Source organism: Amaricoccus sp. W119 (genome assembly GCF_047275745.1).
Classification (GTDB): Bacteria; Pseudomonadota; Alphaproteobacteria; order Rhodobacterales; family Rhodobacteraceae; genus Amaricoccus.
The window spans coordinates 107,567-125,410 of record NZ_JBKQWU010000006.1 but is presented as its reverse complement, the minus strand read 5'-3'; the positions used below and the strand labels follow the sequence as shown (position 1 = coordinate 125,410).

The window sequence follows — 17,844 nt, the reverse complement described above, 5'->3', positions numbered from 1 at the left end:
CCGACGGCCGCCATCAGTGATGATCTCTATCTCAGACATAAGCACGTGCTCAGGCATATGCCTAAGCCTCCATGGCTGTGCTCAAGTGTCCGGTCGAAACGGGGGCCAATTCAGGCAGGCGGTAGAAGCCGGTGGCATCGGTCGCGGCCTTGGTCATGGCGATGAAGAGCCGGTCCTGCCAGAGCGGCATCCCCGAATGATCGGCGGGCTTGAACGAGCGGCGGTTCAGGAAGAACGAGGTGCTCATGATGTCGAACCGCACGCCCTCCTTCTTCGCGAGCGCCAGCGCCCTCGGCACGTTCGGCTGCTCCATGTAGCCGAAGGTCAGCGTCACCCGGGTGAAGTTCTCGTCGAGCCGTTCGAGCACGAGGCGCTCGGATTCCGGGACGGTCGGCGTCGTCGCTGTGCTCACCTTCACAATGAGGTTTCTCTCGTGAAGCACATGATTGTGCTTGAGATTATGCATCAGGGCCGAGGGAGCGATCTCCGGGTCGGAGGTGAGAAACACCGCCGTGCCGGGCGCGCGGGCGAGCTTGGGCTTGCGCAGCATTCCGATGAGCGAGATGAGCGTCACCGCGTCCGTGCGCGCCTTGCGCAGCACGAGCTCGCTGCCCCGGATCCAGGTCCAGATCAGAAGACAGGTGATGCCCGCGATGATGAGCGGCACATAACCGCCGTCGTGAACCTTGATGAAGTTCGCGGCGAGGAAGAAACCCTCGATGACCAGAAGCGGCGCGATCACCGCCGCGACCGCGATCGCGGGCCAGTTCCAGACCCGGCGGAACACGACGATCGCCATCAGCGAGGTGATCACCATCGTGCCGGTGACCGCGATGCCATAGGCGTTGGCGAGCGCGCCGGATTCGCGGAAGCTCAGCACGAGGATCAGCACGCCCGCGAGCAGGGTCCAGTTCACGCGGGGCATGTAGATCTGGCCGGCCTCGCGTTCGGAGGTGTGCCGCGCCTCGAGCCGGGGCAGCAGGCCGAGCTGCACCGCCTGATGGGTGATCGAGAAGGCGCCGGTGATCACCGCCTGGCTCGCGATGATCGTCGCGGCCGTCGCGAGCAGGACGAGCGCCGGAAGCCCCCAGGCGGGCGCCATCATGAAGAACGGGTTCACGAGCGCGTCGGGATGGGCCAGCACCAGACTGCCCTGACCGAGATAGCAGAGCGCGAGCGAGGGGAAGACGAGGCCCGTCCAGGCGACCCGGATCGGACCGCGGCCGAAATGCCCCATATCCGCGTAGAGCGCCTCCGCCCCGGTCACGGCGAGGAATACCGACCCCATTACCGGCAGCGCGCCGAAGCCGTGACTGGTCACGAACCGGATCGCGCTCGCCGGATTCAGCGCGTGCAGGATGCCGAGGTTGTCGCTGATGTGATAGAGGCCGAGCCCGCCCATGGTGAGAAACCAGACGAGCGTGATCGGGCCGAAGAAGCGCGAGACGAGTTCGGTGCCCCGGCTCTGAACGGCGAAGAGCCCGACCAGGATGATCGCGGTGGTCGGCAGCACGAAGGGCTCGAATCGCGGCTCGATCAGTTCGACGCCTTCGATCGCCGACAGGACCGAGATCGCCGGCGTGATGACCGCGTCGCCGTAGAAGAGCGCCGTTCCGAGGATGCCGAGCGCGAGCAGCATGGGCGTCCGCCGCCCGAGCGCCCGCTGGGCGAGGGCGAGAAGCGAGAGCGTGCCGCCTTCTCCGCGATTGTCCGCGCGCAGGATCAGCACGACGTATTTGAGGCTCACGATCAGGATCAGCGTCCAGAGCAGCATCGAGACGATGCCGATGACCTCCGGCTGCGTCAGCCCGTCGACCGCCGCGCCGTTCAGCGCCTCGTGCATCGCATAGAGCGGGCTGGTGCCGATGTCGCCATAGACGACGCCGACCGACCCGAGCGTGAGTTTCCAGAAATGCGATCGCGGATGGGGGCCGTGTTCGCGAGCTACCTCGGCAGCTGTCATTGCGAGTCCCGCGGAAGAAAACGAGACCGCCCCTTTAGCGCGGCCTCGCACCGCTCACAAGCGCGGTCTTGCCGGCGTCCGTGATCGGATGCCCGCGCACCTCGGCGGTGTCTTGCCGCGCCAAATGGCGCGGCGTGGCGATGGAGAAGCGATCCGGCCGGAAGGCCGCGCGTTACAGCGCGGCCTTCATCTTGCATCGACGGTTTGTCAGGTATGTACATGAACCGGTGATGAAAAGAGTACAGGCGGCTCCATGCGTCAGGGCTCGTCCGGCCCGATCGTCGCCTCGGAGGTGATCGCGCGCCGGAAGAGGTGCCTGAGGTAGCGTTCCGCTTCCGGGAAATGCGCGCCTTCGGATGTCCCGAGAATACCGCGAACCTGGGCGTCGAAATCGGCGTAATGCTGGGTCGCGGCCCAGATCGAGAAGATCAGGTGATAGGGGTCGACCGGGGCGATGCGACCGGCCTCGGACCAGCCGCGAAGCACGGCGGCCTTCTCGTCCACCAGCGCGCGCAGGGGACCGCGGATCTGGTCGGCGATCCGGGTCGCGCCGGACAGGACCTCGCCCGCAAAGAGCCGGCTTTCGCGCGGCATGTCGCGTGCCATCCTGAGCTTGCGCACGACATAGGCCTCGATCTCCGCCACGGGATCGCCCTCGGGATCGAGCCCCCGCAACGGTTCGAGCCAGGTGTCGAGCAGGCGTTCCAGAAGGACGCGGTGAATGTCCTCCTTCGAGGCGAAGTAGTAGAGCAGGTTCGGCTTCGAGAGCCGGGCGGCCTCCGCGATCTGGTCGAGCGTCGCGCCGCGATAGCCCTCGGCGGAGAAGACATCGAGCGCCGCGGCGAGGATCGCCCGGGTCTTCTCGCGCTGGATTCGCGTCGGGTTCTGGCGGGCGGAGGCGCGACTCATCGCGCGGATACGTAAGGGGCGCGCTGGACTCGGACCATGCCGCGAGGGCCTCTCCCTTGAATGCGCTTGACGCCGCCGCGGCGAATGGTAGCGTCTTTTTTGACCGTTTGGTCATAAAAACCAGAGTTTGCCCGAGACGTCGAGCATATTCGCTCCCGGGTGGTCCCGTCTCCCAGGCTCCAACCCCGAGGAAATCAGCGATGTCCGACCGTTCCGCAGCCAAACCCTCGGCCCCGAACGATCTCAGGGCGTTCTGGATGCCGTTCACCGCCAACCGGCAGTTCAAGAAGGCGCCGCGGATGCTCGTGGCCGCCGAGGGGATGCACTACACCACCTCGGATGGGCGGAAGGTTCTGGACGGAACCGCCGGGCTCTGGTGCTGCAACGCCGGGCATTGCCGGCCGCTGATCACCCGGGCGATCCAGGAGCAGGCGGCGGAGCTCGACTACGCGCCCGCCTTCCAGATGGGCCATCCGAAGGCCTTCGAACTCGCGAACCGGCTGATCGACATCGCGCCGGAGGCGATGGAGCACGCCTTCTTCTGCAACTCCGGCTCGGAGGCCGTCGATACCGCGCTCAAGATCGCCATCGCCTATCAGCGTGCGATCGGGCAGGGGTCGCGGACCCGGCTCATCGGGCGCGAGCGCGGCTATCACGGGGTGAATTTCGGCGGCATCTCGGTCGGCGGCATCGTCAACAACCGCAAGTTCTTCGGCACGCTCCTGACCGGCGTCGATCACCTGCCGCATACGCATCTGCCGGGCAGGAACGCCTTCGCGAAGGGCCAGCCCGAGCATGGCGCGGAACTCGCGGACGAGCTGGAGCGGATCGTGGCGCTCCACGATGCCTCGACCGTCGCCGCCGTGATCGTCGAGCCGGTCGCGGGCTCGACGGGCGTGCTGATCCCGCCGAAGGGCTATCTCCAGCGGCTCCGCGAGATCTGCACGAAACACGGCATCCTCCTGATCTTCGACGAGGTCATCACCGGCTTCGGCCGCACCGGCGCGGCCTTCGCGGCGGAGAAATACGGCGTGGTGCCGGACATGATCACCTGCGCCAAGGGGATCACCAACGGCGTGATCCCGATGGGCGCGGTGCTGACCACCGGCGCGATCCACGACGCCTTCATGACCGGGCCGGAAAATCTGATCGAGCTTTTCCACGGCTATACCTATTCCGGCACGCCGATCGCCGCCGCCGCCGGGCTCGCGACGCTCGACACCTACCGCGAGGAGGGGCTTTTCGAGCGCGCCGCCGAGCTCGCGCCCTACTGGTCCGAGGCGCTGCACTCCCTGCGCGACTGCCCGCATGTGATCGACATCCGGAACGAGGGGCTGATCGGCGCCGTGGAACTGGAGCCGATCGCGGGCCAGCCGACCGCCCGCGCCTTCCAGGCCTTCCTCGACGCCTTCGAGAAGGGCATCATGATCCGCACCACCGGCGACACGATCGCCATGTCGCCGCCGCTGATCATCTCGAAAGACGAGATCGACCAGCTGGTCGGGACGCTCCGCGACGTTCTGACGCGGCTGAAGTGAGGGCGGGGCGATGGCGGAGACCCTCGGCGAGAACTTCCGGATCGACGGCGCCCGGCTCTGGGACGCGATCATGGAGATGGCGAAGATCGGCCCCGGGGTCGCGGGCGGCAACAACCGCCAGACGCTGACCGACGCCGATGCCGACGGCCGCGCGCTCTTCCAGACATGGTGCGAGGCGGCCGGGCTCTCGATGGGCGTCGATGCGATGGGGACGATGTTCGCGACGCGACCCGGCGAGGACCCGGACGCGCTCCCGGTCTATGTCGGCTCGCACCTCGACACCCAGCCCACGGGCGGCAAGTACGATGGCGTGCTGGGCGTACTCGGCGCGCTCGAAGCGGTGCGGTCGATGAACGACCTCGGTATCAGGACGAAACATCCGATCGTCGTCACCAACTGGGCGAACGAGGAGGGCGCGCGCTTCGCCCCGGCGATGCTGGCATCCGGGGTCTTCGCGGGGGTGATCGATCTCGACTACGCCTATGCGCGAGCCGATCTCGACGGCGCGACCTATGGCGCGGAACTGGAGCGGATCGGCTGGAAGGGCGATGAGGAGGTCGGCGCGCGCAGGATGCACGCCTATTACGAGCTTCACATCGAACAGGGCCCGATCCTCGAAGCCGAGGAGAAGGAGATCGGCGTCGTCACCCATTGCCAGGGGCTCTGGTGGCTCGAATTCACCCTCACGGGCAAGGAGGCGCATACCGGCTCGACCCCGATGCCGATGCGGGTGAACGCCGGGCTCGCGATGGCGCGGATCTTCGAGATGGTGCAGGAGGTCGCGATGAGCGAGCAGCCGAACGCCGTCGGCGGTGTCGGCCAGGTGAAATTCTCGCCCAATTCTCGCAACGTGCTGCCCGGGACGGTGGTCTTCACGGTCGATATCCGCTCGCCCGATCAGGAGAAGCTCGACCGGATGCGCGCCAGGGTCGAGACCGAGGCGGCGCGGATCTGCGCGGATCTTGGCGTCGGCTGTTCGGTCGAGCCGGTCGGGCATTTCGACCCGGTGACCTTCGCGCCGGAGCTCGTGGAGACCGTGCGCGGCGCGGCGGTGAAACTCGGCTACTCCCATCGCGACATCATCTCGGGCGCCGGCCACGACGCCTGCTGGGCCGCGAAGGTCGCCCCGGCGACGATGGTGATGTGCCCCTGCGTCGACGGGCTCTCGCACAACGAGGCTGAGGAGATCACCCCGGATTGGGCCGAGAAGGGCGCCAACGTGCTGTTCCATGCTGTGCTGGAGACGGCCGGGGTGGTCCCGGCGTGAGCGGCTTCGGCGCCTTCGAGATCGAGATGGGTGGCGAGTCCTTCGTCTCGCCCGATCTCGACGCCGATTTCCACGAGCCCGCGGGCGCGGCGGCGCTGGTCTGGTTCGACGCGCCGGCGCGGGCGAGCCTCGCGGTCTACGAACGCGAGATCGCCGACGGGGCGCTGACCTGCGCGCTTGGGCGGCGGCGCGCGATGGTGCGGATGGAGCCGCGGCTCGCAGCGCGGATCGTGACCGAGGCGTTGCGCGCCGGGCTGACGCTGCCCGAGGCGGAGTCCGAGGCGCTCAGGGACGCGCTCGGCTGACGCCAGGCGCTCAGGCGGGGATACGCGCCTCGTAGGCGTCGCGGAGCTTCGCCCAGTGGTCCCAGAACGGTTCCGGCTCCACGCCGCTCGCGCGGGCTTCGAGGATGTCGAGATGGGCATGCCAGCCGGCGCCGACCCCGACCAGCATCGACCGCCGCGGCAGCCTGCGATGCGTCAGCGTGAGCAGCACCCGGTCACCCTTCGGTTCCAGATCGATCGAGACATCGCCGCTCTCGTCCCAGGTGAAGACGAGCCGGCGGGGCGGGTCGAATTCGACGATCTTCGAGGCCATGCGGTGCTCACCGCCCTGACCTTCGGGCCGCGCGCCCGGAGGATCGGTCAACTCGTCATTGCGCCAGACGAACTCGAACGCGGAGCCAACCTCCGGCCGCATGTCACCCGCGGCCAGCCAGCGGGCGCGCAGATCGCTTTCGGTGAGCCAGGACCAGATCCGCTCGGCGGGTCCCGGCAGAATGCGCTGGATCGTCAGCGTCATCGGTTCGCTCAGCACGCCATAGGCGTCGATCGTTGCCATGTCAGTCATCCTTGTGTCCTTCCTTGGCCTTCCCGGAGTCCTCGGCCGCCTTCGCATCCTCCTCGCGGAGCAGGCGTTCCAGCGCGTCGAGGCGGTCGGTCCAGAAGCGCTCGTAGAAGCCGAGCCAGTCATGCGCCCGCGCGAGCGGTTCCGCCGCGAGCCGGCAGACATGCGTGCGCCAGCGGATCTCGCGATGGATCAGCCCGGCGCCCTCCAGCACCTTGATGTGTTTCGAGGCGGCCGCGAGCGACATGTCGAAAGGCTCGGCGAGTTCGCCCACCGTCCGCTCGCCAGCGGCGAGATCGCGCAGCATCCGCCGCCGTGTGGCATCGCCGAGGGCGTGGAAGATCGCGTTGAGGGCCTGTGCTTCTGATTCAACCATACCATTGAATTACACCGATCCGCCGCATCATTCAACTGATTCGTGAAATGATCCGACGCACGCACCTCCGCCCTTGCCGGCGGCGCCGAAACGCGTTCAGGTGACGGTGCCACGGGCAAGACGGAGGGAAGTCATGGGCAGCACGGTCATCAAGGGCGGAACCATCGTCACCGCCGATCTGAGCTATGAGGCCGATGTGCTGATCGAGGGCGGCAGGATCGCGGCGATCGGGCCCGACCTCACCGGCGACACCGTGCTCGACGCCACCGACGCCTTCGTGATGCCGGGCGGGATCGACCCGCATACCCATCTCGAAATGCCCTTCATGGGCACCTATTCCTCGGATGATTTCGATTCCGGCACCCGCGCGGCGCTCTCGGGCGGCACGACGATGGTGGTCGATTTCGCGCTGCCGAACCCGGGCCAGTCGCTGCTCGACGCGCTCAAGATGTGGGACAACAAGTCCGGCCGCGCGCATTGCGACTATTCGTTCCACATGGCCGTCACCTGGTGGGGCGAGCAGGTCTTCGACGAGATGAAGACCGTGACCGAGCGCGGCATCAACACCTTCAAGCATTTCATGGCCTACAAGGGCGCCCTGATGGTGAACGACGACGAGATGTTCGCCTCGTTCCGCCGCTGCGCCGAGCTTGGCGCGATCCCGCTCGTCCATGCCGAGAACGGCGACGTGGTGGCCGAACTGCAGGCCCGCCTGATGGCCGAGGGCAATACCGGGCCGGAAGCCCATGCCTATTCGCGCCCCGCGCTGGTCGAGGGCGAGGCGACGAACCGCGCGATCATGATCGCCGACATGGCGGGCGTGCCGCTCTATGTCGTGCATGTCTCCTGCGAGGACGCGCACGAGGCGATCCGGCGGGCCAAGATGCTCGGCCGCCGCGTCTGGGGCGAGCCGTTGATCCAGCATCTGACGCTCGACGAGAGCGAGTATTTCAACCCGGACTGGGACCATGCCGCGCGCCGGGTGATGTCGCCGCCGTTCCGCGACAAGCGGCATCAGGACTCGCTCTGGGCCGGGCTCGCGAGCGGCACACTCTCCTGCGTGGCGACGGATCACTGCGCCTTCACGACCGAGCAGAAGCGGTTCGGCGTCGGCGATTTCACCAGGATTCCGAATGGCACCGGGGGATTGGAAGACCGGCTGCCGATGCTCTGGACCTATGGCGTCGAGACCGGGCGGCTGACCCCGAACGAATTCGTCGCCGTGACCTCGACCAATATCGCCAAGATCCTCAACGTCTATCCCCGGAAGGGCGCGGTTTTGGTCGGGTCGGATGCCGATCTCGTCGTGCTCGACCCGAAGAAGGAGAAGGTGATCTCGGCCGCGACCCAGCAGTCGGCGATCGACTACAACGTCTTCGAGGGCAAGCGCGTCGCGGGCCTGCCGCGCTATGTCCTGTCGCGAGGCCGGGTGATGGTCGACGACGGCGCGCTGAAACCCGCCGAGGGGCATGGGGAATTCGTCGCCCGGCCGCCCGCCGGGCCGGTCTCGAAGGCGCTCTCGGCCTGGAAGGAACTGACCGCGCCGCGCCCGGTCGAGCGGTCGGGCATTCCCGCCTCCGGCGTCTGACGATGACCGGCGCGGTGTGGGGCGGCTGGCTGGCGCGGGAGATCCGGCACATGGTGCCGCCTTTCCTGTTCTTTCTCCTCGCCTTCAACCTGCTCGCGCTCACCGCGCAACTCGCGAGGGCGCCGGGCGGGCTCATGCATTACGCGACCGCCGTCATCTCGGCGCTCATCTGCGCGAAGGCGGTGCTCATCGCCGATGCGACGCCGTTCTTCAACCGGTTCCCGGAACGGCCGCTGATCTGGAACGTGGTCTGGAAGACGCTGCTCTATTCGCTCATCACCTCGCTGCTGCGCCTGCTGGAAGGCGGTTTCGAGGCCTGGCGCGCCGATCCGCACCTCGGGCAAGGCGTGGAGGCGCTGGCGGCGCAATTCACCTGGGCGCGGTTCACGATGATCCAGCTCTGGCTGACCGCGCTCTTTCTCGTCTACACGGCGTTTCGGGAACTGGCGGAAGTCGTCGGGCGCGAGCGGGTTTGGCATCTCTTCTTCGGACCGATGGAGGCACGGCGTGACTGATCCGTTTCGAGGCGGCTGGATGCGCGGCGCGGCCCTCGCGGCCCTCGCCGCCGTTCCCGCCGGCTGCTCGACCTTCACGCCGGGCGCGCCGGTGGTCGTGGCGACGAGCGACAATGCCACGCGCTACGAGGGCTCCCGTTCGCGCCGGTTCGGGGATTCCGTCTCGCTGACCTCCACGACCGGGAGCGATTGCGGCGGCGATCTCCATCCGACGACGGAGACCGAGACCGGACGGCCCGCCGCCTTCGGAGGCATTCTCTGCGAGGATGGCGTCTCGGGCATCCTGCTCTTCTCGGGCGATCCGGGTTCGGATGGCGGGCTCGTCAGCGGCGTCATGCGGAGCCGCCCGGTCAGCGGCCACTGGGGCTCGCCCTCAGCCGGCCTCGGGAGCGGCGTGTGAGCGAACCCGCCAGCTGGCCCGTCATCGAGGCGACGGATCTCGATCTGGTGTTCCAGACCGCGGACGGCCCGGTTCAGGCGCTCCGCGACGTGAACCTCGCGATCGGGCGGGGCGAATTCGTGAGCTTCATCGGCCCTTCGGGCTGCGGCAAGACCACCTTCCTGCGCTGCGTCGCCGCGCTCGAGACACCGACGGGCGGCGCGCTCACGGTGAACGGCATGAGCCCGGACGAGGCCCGCCGGGCGCGCGCCTATGGCTATGTCTTCCAGGCGGCGGCGCTTCTCCCCTGGCGCACCATCGCCGGCAACATCCGCCTGCCGCTCCGCATCATGGGCTATCCCAAGGCCGAGCGGGAGGAGCGGGTCGCGAATGTGCTCCGCATGGTGGAACTCGCGGGCTTCGAGAAGAAATATCCGTGGCAGCTTTCGGGCGGGATGCAGCAGCGCGCCTCGATCGCCCGCGCGCTCGCCTTCGACGCCGATCTCCTGCTGATGGACGAGCCCTTCGGCGCGCTCGACGAGATCGTGCGCGACCGGCTGAACGAGGAACTGCTGTCGCTCTGGGCACGGACGGGGAAGACGATCTGCTTCGTCACCCATTCGATCCCGGAGGCGGTCTATCTCTCGACCCGGATCGTGGTCATGAGCCCGAGGCCCGGTCGGGTGACGGATGTGATCGAGAGCCCGCTGGCCCGCGAACGGCCGCTCCATATCCGCGAGAGCGCGGATTTCCTCGAGATCGCCGCGCGGGTGCGCGACGGCCTCCGCGCGGGGCATGGCGACGCCCTGTGACGGGCGCCCCGTTTCGGCTCACTCGGGCTTGGCCCCGACCGGGCCGAGGCGGAGGAAATGCGTCTCGCCCGAACTATCGTCCACCCCGTCATTGTCGGTGACGGCATAGGCCTCGCCCGCCGCGTCGATCGCGAAACCCTCGACCTTGTCCACGACATAGCCCCCCGTGGCCGCGAGGTCCGGCAGCAGGTCGCGGACGACCTCCTTCGTCACCAGCGGCAGGTCGCCGTCGAGCGGCGCGGGTTCCATATCCGACAGCGCCACGCGGGTGATCTGCTTCACCCTCGCCGCCGCGCCGATCCGGTTGTCGCGCTCGATGAACCAGGCGTAACCGCCGGCCGCTGCGATTTCCGAGAGCCCGACCCAGCCGCCCTCCGGCGCGGTGTCGAGCGGGTAGCGCACGCCGCCCCAGGTCTCCGCCTCGGGTTCGTAGGCGAGGAGCTTCGCCTCGCCCTTCGGATCGTCGCCCCATTCGCGCTGGACCGCGACCCAGATCCTGCCGTCGATCACGGCGACGCCCTCGGCGCCGAAGCGGGTCTCGGCGGCGGCGAGTTCGTCGGGAAAGGCGATCTCGTCCTCGATCTCGCCTTCGGCATCGACATGGATGAGCGCGTGCGGGACGAGCTTCGCCCGGTCGCCCTCGCTCGCGAGCCAGAAGCCGCCCTCGCCATCGGGCGCGATACCTTCGAGGTCGAGCTTCCGCGCCGGGACGCCGCCCCGGGTCACGTCGATCGCCCGCGTGATCCGGGCCGGGGTCACGGTGGCGTCGATCTCGAAGATCCGGGGCTCGGCGTCGTAGACGCTGTCGCTGACCGCGTGGAGTCGGCCGGGCGCGTCGGGATCGGCGGCGAGGCCGGAGAGCGCGCCCCAGCCGAGGAGCTCCGCGTCCTCGGCGAGAGCGATGCTCGGGTAATCCGGCGCTTCCGCGTCTTCGAGCGGGTCCTCTGATCGAGCCCTCTGCATCGAGCCCCCCGGATCGAGCCGGACGGATCGGGATGGAGGATCGGGATGGACGGGGCGGCGAATGCTGATAACCTTCGGCCAAGGAAGTCGAGGGGCGGCGCGAGCGGGATGCGATGGCAATGGCGGAGCGGGGTCCGGGGCGGGCCGGGCGCCCTGGCGCGGGGTGGCTCGTGAGCGCGCGCGGTTCCGCCGTCCCGATCCTGACCGTGCTCGCCGTGCTGCTGGCGGTCTGGTACATCGCCGCGATCGCGCTCAACGCGCCGATGGCGCGGGACGCGGCCGAGCGGGCGGGGGCGCCGCTCTCGGGGCTCGCGCTCGTCGAGGCGACGCTGACGCAGGAACGGCCGCGGCTTCCCGCTCCCGACCAGATCGTCGCCGAGGTCTGGAAGACCACCGTCGAGACGCGGCCGACCTCGAAGCGGAGCCTGGTCTATCATTCCTGGATCACGCTCGCCGCGACCCTGACCGGCTTCGCCCTCGGCGCCGCGCTCGGCGTCCTGCTCGCCATCGGCATCGTGCGCGACCGGACCATGGATGCGAGCGTCATGCCCTGGGTCATCGCGAGCCAGACGATCCCGATCCTCGCCATCGCGCCGATGATCATCGTGGTGCTGAATTCGATCGGTGTAACAGGATTGCTGCCGAAGGCGCTGATCTCGATGTATCTTTCCTTCTTCCCGGTCGTCGTCGGCATGGTGAAGGGCTTCCGCTCGCCCGATCAGATGCTGCTCGACCAGATGCGGACCTGGAATGCGACGGCGGGCCAGACCTTCCGCGCGCTGCGCTGGCCCGCCTCGGTGCCGTACCTCTTCGCCTCGCTGAAGATCGCCGCGGCGGCGAGCCTCGTCGGCGCGATCATCGGCGAACTTCCGACCGGCGCGGTCGCGGGTCTCGGCGCGCGGATGCTCTCGGGCAGCTACTACGGCCAGACCGTGCAGATCTGGTCGGCGCTCTTCATGGCGGCGCTGCTCGCCTCGCTCCTGATCGCGGCCATCGGCCTTGTCGAGCGCCTCGTCGCCCGCGCGATGGGGGCGAGGCCGGAGGGGGCGCGATGAACCCGTGGGTCATCGCCGCCTTCGCCGTCTGGCTCGGCGGCTGGGCGCTCAACACGCGGCTCGCGCGCGGGGTGGGGCGGGTCGGGCGGGTAGGGCCGCCGATCGTCTTCGGGGTCTCGCTGCTGCTCTTCTGGGAGTTCATCGTGCGCGGCCTCGCGATCTCGCCGGTGCTGCTGCCGGCGCCGAGCGCGATCCTCGCGCGGATGGTGTCGAGCGGGCCCATCCTGCGCGAGGATGTGATCCAGACCTTCTTCAAGGGCGCGCTCAGCGGTTATGCCATCGGCTGCGGCGCGGCTTTCCTGACCGGGCTCGTGGTTGATCGCTACGACTTCCTGCGCCGGGGCCTGCTTCCCATCGGCAATTTCGCCTCGGCGCTGCCGATCGTCGGCATGGCGCCGATCATGGTGATGTGGTTCGGCTTCGACTGGCAGTCGAAGGCGGCGGTGGTCGTGCTGATGGTCTTCTTCCCGATGCTCGTGAACACGGTCCAGGGCCTCCAGGCGTCGGGGCCGATGGAGCGCGACCTGATGCGGACCTACGCGGCGAGCCACGCCGAGGTGCTCTGGAACCTGCGCCTGCCGGCGGCGGCGCCGTTCATCTTCAACGGGCTGAAGATCTGCGCCACGCTCGCGCTGATCGGCGCCATCGTCGCGGAGTTTTTCGGCTCGCCCACACGCGGCATGGGGTTCCGCATCTCGGCGGAGGTCGGGCGGCTGGCGCTCGACATGGTCTGGGCCGAGATCGCGGTCGCGGCGATCGTCGGTTCGGTCTTCTACGGGCTGATCGCGTTCCTCGAACGCTGGTCAACCTTCTGGCATCCGTCGCAGCGGCGGTGAATGCGGCAGAATGGCCTGATGGAAACGTTTATGTGGCTTGAAAAACCGCGCGGGCACCGGTTTGATCCTCCGTGAGCCCGCTCTCAGGGCCGGCGCCTCCGGGGCCGCCATTCCCGCGGCCCCGTGGCCCAACCAAGGAGTTAAAGCCAAGATGATGACACGGATCGCCGCCTTCGCCGGAGCCTCGACAGCCACTTTGCTCGCCTCCGCCTCGACCGCCACTTTGCTCGCCTCCGCCTCGGCCGCCGTTCTGCTCGCCGCCGCCGCGCAGGCGCAGGAGGTGACGCTGCAGCTCAAATGGGTCACGCAGGCGCAGTTCGCGGGCTACTACGTCGCGCTCGACAAGGGGTTCTACGAGGAAGAGGGGCTCGACGTGACGGTGAACCCGGGCGGCCCCGACATCGCGCCCGCGCAGGTGCTGGCGGGCGGCGGCGCGGATGTGATCGTCGACTGGATGCCCTCGGCGCTCGCCGCGCGCGAGAAGGGTCTGGCGCTGGTCAATATCGCGCAGCCGTTCAAGCGGTCGGGGATGATGCTGACCTGCCGGAACGATTCCGGCGTCACTTCGACCGGGAACTTCCCCGGCCAGACCCTCGGCGTCTGGTTCGGCGGCAACGAATATCCGTTCCTGAGCTGGATGTCGAAGCTCGGCTATTCGACGGACGGGGGCGCCGAGGGCGTGACGGTGCTGAAGCAAGGCTTCAACGTCGATCCGCTGCTGCAGAAACAGGCGGCCTGCATCTCGACGATGACCTATAACGAGTACTGGCAGGTCATCGACGGCGGGCTGACCCCGGAGGAACTCACCGTTTTCAACTACAACGATGAGGGTGTCGCGACGCTGGAGGACGGACTCTATGTCCTGGAGGAGAACCTGAAGGACCCGGCCTTCGTCGAGACCATGGCCAAGTTCGTGCGCGCGAGCATGAAGGGCTGGAAATACGCCGAGGAGAACCAGCAGGAGGCGGCGGAGATCGTTCTCGACAATGATGCGACCGGCGCGCAGACCGAGACGCATCAGGTCCGCATGATGGGCGAGGTCGCGAAGCTGACCGCCGAATCCGATGGCACGCTCGACCCGGCGGATTACGAGCGCACGGTCGAGACGCTTCTGACGGCCGGCTCCGATCCCGTCATCACCAAGGCGCCGGAAGGGGCCTGGACCCACGCGGTGACCGACAAGGCGCTGGCCAGGTAGCACAGGCCGGCCCCGCGACGGGTCGCCGGGACGANGTCATCACCAAGGCGCCGGAAGGGGCCTGGACCCACGCGGTGACCGACAAGGCGCTGGCCAGGTAGCACAGGCCGGCCCCGCGACGGGTCGCCGGGACGAGGGACGGGGAGGGAGGCGATGGCCTTTACCGAGGAGAAGCTCGCGCGGCTCCGCGCGCGCTACGCAGATGATCCGGGCGGGCGGATGTACGATCCGGTCTATGCGAAGGTCGCGGCGAAGGTCTTCAGCCGCGGCGCGCGCCCGGCGCCCTTCGTGGGCGTGCCGACCTTTCTCACCGCCCCGTTCAGGCAGGTCGATCCGACGGCCCCGGATTTCTCCGGCCTCGACGTCGCGATCACCGGCGTTCCGATGGATCTCGGCGTCGGCAACCGGTCGGGCGCCCGGTTTGGCCCCCGCGCGATCCGGACGATCGAGCGGGTCGGTCCCTACAACCACGTGCTCAAATGCGCGCCGATCTACGATCTGGCGGTCGCCGACGTGGGCGACGTGCCCTTCTCCGGCCGCTACGGCCTCCACCAGAGCCACGCGGAGATCGAGGCCTGGATCTCCGCGATGGTCGCGCAGGGCGTGATCCCGCTCTCCGTCGGCGGGGATCATTCGATGACCCATCCGATCCTGAAGGCGGTGGGGCGCGCGCGGCCGGTCGGCCTCGTCCATATCGACGCCCATTCCGACACCGGCGGGCCTTTCGACGGCGAGCGTTTCAACCACGGCGCGCCCTTCCGCAACGCCGTGCTCGACGGTGTGCTCGACCCCGAGCGCGTGATCCAGATCGGCCTGCGCGGAGCCTCCGGCTATCTCTACGAATTCGCCGAGGAAAGCGGGATGACCATGCTGAACGCCGAGGAGGTGGCCGAGATCGGCCCCCGCGCGGTGGTCGAACGCGCCCGCGACGTGATCGGCGACGGGCCGACCTATGTTTCCTTCGACATCGACAGCCTCGATCCGGCCTTCGCGCCCGGCACCGGCACGCCCGAGATCGGCGGGCTGACCACGCGCGAGGTTCAGGCGATCCTGCGCGGGCTGAACGGGATCAACATCGTCGGCGGCGACGTGGTCGAGGTCGCGCCGCAATACGATGCGACGACGAATACCGCCCATGCCGGGGCGCAGATGCTGTTCGAGATCCTGAGCCTCGTCGTGGCGAGCCCCGCGGTACGGAAGGCGCGGTAAACCGCCGCGTCTCAGGCCGGAACAGGCGCCGGGGCGGCGGGCTCGGCATAGATGCGCGCCGCGTCGAGCTTGCGCGTCAGGAACTCGTTATAGGCGCGTCCGACCGCCCATTGGCGGCCGGCCCGGGTCATGATCCGCGCCTGGACCGTGGCGGTCGCGTCGGTGAAGCTCGCGACGCCCTGCATGTCGAACGGACCGGCGAGCGGCGCGCCGGCGGGCGATGCGCGCAATTCGTCGAAGGCCTGGTGCATGATCTCCTTCACCCGCTCCACATCCGTGCCGCGGCCGATCACCACCTCGGCGACGTAATAGGCGAAGTCCTTGCTGAAATTCGCGATCGCGGTGACCGAGCTGAACGGGATCAGGTGATAGGTCCCCGAGGCATCGCGCAGCGAAACCGAGCGGATCGTAAGCCTCTCGACCGTGCCGGTGACGCCGCCGACCGTCACCGTGTCGCCCGTGTTCATCGCATTCTCGAGCTGGATGAAGGCCCCGGTGATGATGTCCTTCACCAGCGTCTGCGCGCCGAAGCCGACGGCGAGGCCGAAGACACCGGCACCGGCGAGGAGCGGCGCGATATTGACCCCGATCGCCGAGAGCACGAGCATGAGCGTCACCACCGCGACCGCGACCGCGATGCCGTTTCGCAGCAGCGCGAGCAGCGTCTGCTCGCGGGCGGTCGGGACCCGGTTGCCGCTCGGCATCATGTGGAATTCGATCCAGGACGAGGAGACGACCCAGAAGACCGCGCCCGCGAGCAGGATCACGCCCGCGGAGACCAAGGCCTCGGTCACATGCCGGCCCATCTCGGTCTCGGTAAGCCAGGCGGCGAGGTCGAATATGTCCCAGGCGCGCAGGATCGCGCCGATGACCGCGACGAGGATCAGGAGCCGGCCGGCGGCGAGGAAGGCCGGCACATAGGTGTTGAGTCGCCCGCCCAGCGCCGGCATCGCGCGGTCGAGCCGCTCGGGCAGCCTGATGCCCCCGGTGATCACGCGGGTCAGGACCAGCATGAGCACCGTGCCGACCAGGATCGCGATCCCCGAATGCAGCGTCGCCTTGACGACGAATCCGAGGGAGTCGAAGGGTTGCGATGACCAGACCAGCAGCACGGCCAGCACATAGGCGATCGCCAGAACGTGCCAGACACGGGCGAGGAGCGCGAGCCCCATGCCGAGCAGCCCGTCCGGATAGCGCGCCGCCTTCGCCATCAGCGTGGACGCCGCCGAGGTCCGGTTGCGCAGGATGATCGCGATCGCGACGCAACCGGCGATCAGGAGCGCGGTTCGCTCGACGGTCTCGCCGAAGTTCCAGGAGACCGCCCTGCGCGCCACCGGCGCGGCGAGCAGCATGCCGTAGCCGAGCACCTCGGTGATCCGGGCGGAGCCGCGGTAGAGGCGGCGGGCGCGGTCGTCGCCCATCGCCCAGAACCGGAGCGTCGGCAGTTTCGGCGCCAGAACCAGCCGCATCGCGGCCTTCACGAGTTCGACGGCGAGGAAGGCGTTGAGAAACAGGCTTTGCCGCAGATCCATCCGTCCGGCGTCCCCGACGGCGATGGCGACGGCGTAGCCGGCGGTCCAGGCGAGCAGCAGGATCGCGATGTCGATCACCAGGGCGATCGTCACCGCGATCAGCCGCCGCACCCAGTTCCGTTCCGCCGCCCGGCGGGCGACGGCGGCGCCGAAACGCCCGCGCGGGCGCCGGGCGGCGACGCGCAGGACGGCGAAGATGCCGAGCGTCACCACGACGACGATTCCGACCGCCTCGACCGCGTCCTGAACGCTCGGCCAGTTCACCGCGGCGAGCCGGGCGCGCATGCCCTCGAAATCGGTGACCTCGGCCCAGAAGGTCCGCGCCCCCACGGCCACGGCCTCGGCGAAGCCGAGCGTATGCGTCGCGACGGCGGCGGTGATCGATTGCTCCACGCTCGGCGTCTCGGCTGCGGGGACTTCGCCTTCCCCGGGCGCGGGCGCGGCGGGTGTCGCGGTGTCGCCGGGGGCCGGCGCGGCGGTGGTCTCCGCCGGCGCCGGAGCAGACTCCGAGGCGGCGCCGGGTTCGGCCGGGGCCTGGGCGGCCGGCTCATCGGTGGGCGCCGGCTCGGGGGTCCGCAATTCCTCGACCAGCGCCGCGCGCGCCTCGGGGTCCGAGATCACATCGGCCAGCAGCCGCGCGGCGTCGGACGGCGACAGGGCTTCCGGGGGTGCTTCGGTGGTCTCCGCCTGACCCGCCCCGTTCTGGACGGGCGCCGGGCCTTGCTGGGCCAGCGCCGCGGGCGGGGAAAGCAGGCAGAACAGGGCAAGCAGAAGGGCGGCGAGCGGGTGCATCGGGGTATTCGGGCTCCGGGTGGGCGTTCTGGACGCGTCTGGAATCGGTGCCGAGACTAGTACACG

At 68.7% G+C, this 17,844-nt stretch carries 16 protein-coding genes and 1 pseudogene; 11 read left to right on the top strand and 6 right to left on the bottom strand.

Annotation, left to right across the window (positions count from 1 at the left end):
- Window positions 1-61: 61 nt before the first annotated feature.
- Together ACLJK8_RS06040 and ACLJK8_RS06035 are read right to left on the bottom strand one after the other, a co-directional pair.
- The gene (locus tag ACLJK8_RS06040; RefSeq protein WP_413149201.1) at window positions 62-1,963 is read right to left on the bottom strand and encodes a potassium transporter Kup; all 1,902 of its coding nucleotides are present in this window, start codon (window positions 1,961-1,963) and stop codon (window positions 62-64) included.
- 258 nt (window positions 1,964-2,221) lie between these two features.
- Window positions 2,222-2,872, bottom strand: coding sequence for a TetR family transcriptional regulator C-terminal domain-containing protein (locus ACLJK8_RS06035; RefSeq protein WP_413149200.1), 651 nt, complete (start codon window positions 2,870-2,872; stop codon window positions 2,222-2,224).
- Between the two features lie 200 nt (window positions 2,873-3,072).
- Between ACLJK8_RS06035 and ACLJK8_RS06030 the strand changes: the two genes are divergently transcribed.
- The 3 genes from ACLJK8_RS06030 to ACLJK8_RS06020 are packed head-to-tail and all read left to right on the top strand — an operon-like array spanning window position 3,073 to window position 5,982.
- Entirely contained in the window at window positions 3,073-4,410 is a 1,338-nt protein-coding gene (locus ACLJK8_RS06030) for an aspartate aminotransferase family protein (RefSeq protein WP_413149199.1), read from the top strand.
- Between the two features lie 10 nt (window positions 4,411-4,420).
- A complete protein-coding gene (locus ACLJK8_RS06025) occupies window positions 4,421-5,677 on the top strand; it encodes a Zn-dependent hydrolase (protein WP_413149198.1) in 1,257 nt (418 codons plus the stop codon).
- Window positions 5,674-5,982 (top strand): hypothetical protein, encoded by a 309-nt coding sequence (locus ACLJK8_RS06020; protein ID WP_413149197.1) that lies wholly within the window; start codon window positions 5,674-5,676, stop codon window positions 5,980-5,982. Before ACLJK8_RS06025 ends, ACLJK8_RS06020 begins: the two co-directional genes overlap by 4 nt.
- Before the next feature lie 10 nt (window positions 5,983-5,992).
- Here ACLJK8_RS06020 and ACLJK8_RS06015 read toward each other — a convergent pair whose 3' ends face one another.
- Window positions 5,993-6,517: an SRPBCC family protein gene (locus tag ACLJK8_RS06015; protein ID WP_413149196.1), complete on the bottom strand. Its 525-nt coding sequence runs from the start codon at window positions 6,515-6,517 to the stop codon at window positions 5,993-5,995.
- Window position 6,518: 1 nt separating this feature from the next.
- Complete coding sequence (locus ACLJK8_RS06010; RefSeq protein ID WP_413149195.1) at window positions 6,519-6,899, bottom strand: ArsR/SmtB family transcription factor; 381 nt, start codon at window positions 6,897-6,899, stop codon at window positions 6,519-6,521.
- A gap of 133 nt (window positions 6,900-7,032) precedes the next feature.
- Here ACLJK8_RS06010 and hydA point away from each other — a divergent pair, with 133 nt between their 5' ends.
- Genes hydA through ACLJK8_RS05990 form a run of 4 tightly spaced genes read left to right on the top strand, consistent with a single transcriptional unit; the run spans window position 7,033 to window position 10,193 of the window.
- Window positions 7,033-8,487: a dihydropyrimidinase gene (gene hydA / locus ACLJK8_RS06005; protein WP_413149194.1), complete on the top strand. Its 1,455-nt coding sequence runs from the start codon at window positions 7,033-7,035 to the stop codon at window positions 8,485-8,487.
- Window positions 8,488-8,489: 2 nt separating this feature from the next.
- Entirely contained in the window at window positions 8,490-9,002 is a 513-nt protein-coding gene (locus tag ACLJK8_RS06000) for a hypothetical protein (RefSeq protein WP_413149193.1), read from the top strand.
- Window positions 8,995-9,402 carry a hypothetical protein gene (locus tag ACLJK8_RS05995; protein ID WP_413149192.1) on the top strand — a complete coding sequence of 136 codons (408 nt, stop codon included), beginning with the start codon at window positions 8,995-8,997 and terminating at the stop codon, window positions 9,400-9,402. Before ACLJK8_RS06000 ends, ACLJK8_RS05995 begins: the two co-directional genes overlap by 8 nt.
- Window positions 9,399-10,193: an ABC transporter ATP-binding protein gene (locus tag ACLJK8_RS05990; RefSeq protein WP_413149191.1), complete on the top strand. Its 795-nt coding sequence runs from the start codon at window positions 9,399-9,401 to the stop codon at window positions 10,191-10,193. Before ACLJK8_RS05995 ends, ACLJK8_RS05990 begins: the two co-directional genes overlap by 4 nt.
- An 18-nt stretch (window positions 10,194-10,211) precedes the next feature.
- Here ACLJK8_RS05990 and ACLJK8_RS05985 read toward each other — a convergent pair.
- A pseudogene (locus tag ACLJK8_RS05985) lies at window positions 10,212-11,072 on the bottom strand (esterase-like activity of phytase family protein); the annotation flags it as partial.
- A gap of 203 nt (window positions 11,073-11,275) precedes the next feature.
- On the opposite strand from ACLJK8_RS05985, the gene ACLJK8_RS05980 reads away from it, so the two are divergent.
- The 4 genes from ACLJK8_RS05980 to speB all read left to right on the top strand — a co-directional run bounded on the left by ACLJK8_RS05980 (window position 11,276) and on the right by speB (window position 15,454).
- The gene (locus ACLJK8_RS05980) at window positions 11,276-12,211 is read left to right on the top strand and encodes an ABC transporter permease (RefSeq protein ID WP_413149207.1); all 936 of its coding nucleotides are present in this window, start codon (window positions 11,276-11,278) and stop codon (window positions 12,209-12,211) included.
- The gene (locus tag ACLJK8_RS05975) at window positions 12,208-13,047 is read left to right on the top strand and encodes an ABC transporter permease (protein WP_413149190.1); all 840 of its coding nucleotides are present in this window, start codon (window positions 12,208-12,210) and stop codon (window positions 13,045-13,047) included. Before ACLJK8_RS05980 ends, ACLJK8_RS05975 begins: the two co-directional genes overlap by 4 nt.
- 151 nt (window positions 13,048-13,198) lie before the next feature.
- Window positions 13,199-14,245, top strand: coding sequence for an ABC transporter substrate-binding protein (locus tag ACLJK8_RS05970; protein WP_413149189.1), 1,047 nt, complete (start codon window positions 13,199-13,201; stop codon window positions 14,243-14,245).
- Between the two features lie 153 nt (window positions 14,246-14,398).
- On the top strand, window positions 14,399-15,454 hold the full coding sequence (gene speB, locus ACLJK8_RS05965; protein WP_413149188.1) for an agmatinase: 1,056 nt from the start codon (window positions 14,399-14,401) through the stop codon (window positions 15,452-15,454).
- 11 nt (window positions 15,455-15,465) lie between these two features.
- On the opposite strand, the gene ACLJK8_RS05960 is transcribed toward speB, so the two are convergent.
- Complete coding sequence (locus ACLJK8_RS05960) at window positions 15,466-17,778, bottom strand: mechanosensitive ion channel domain-containing protein (RefSeq protein WP_413149187.1); 2,313 nt, start codon at window positions 17,776-17,778, stop codon at window positions 15,466-15,468.
- Window positions 17,779-17,844 lie beyond the last annotated feature (66 nt).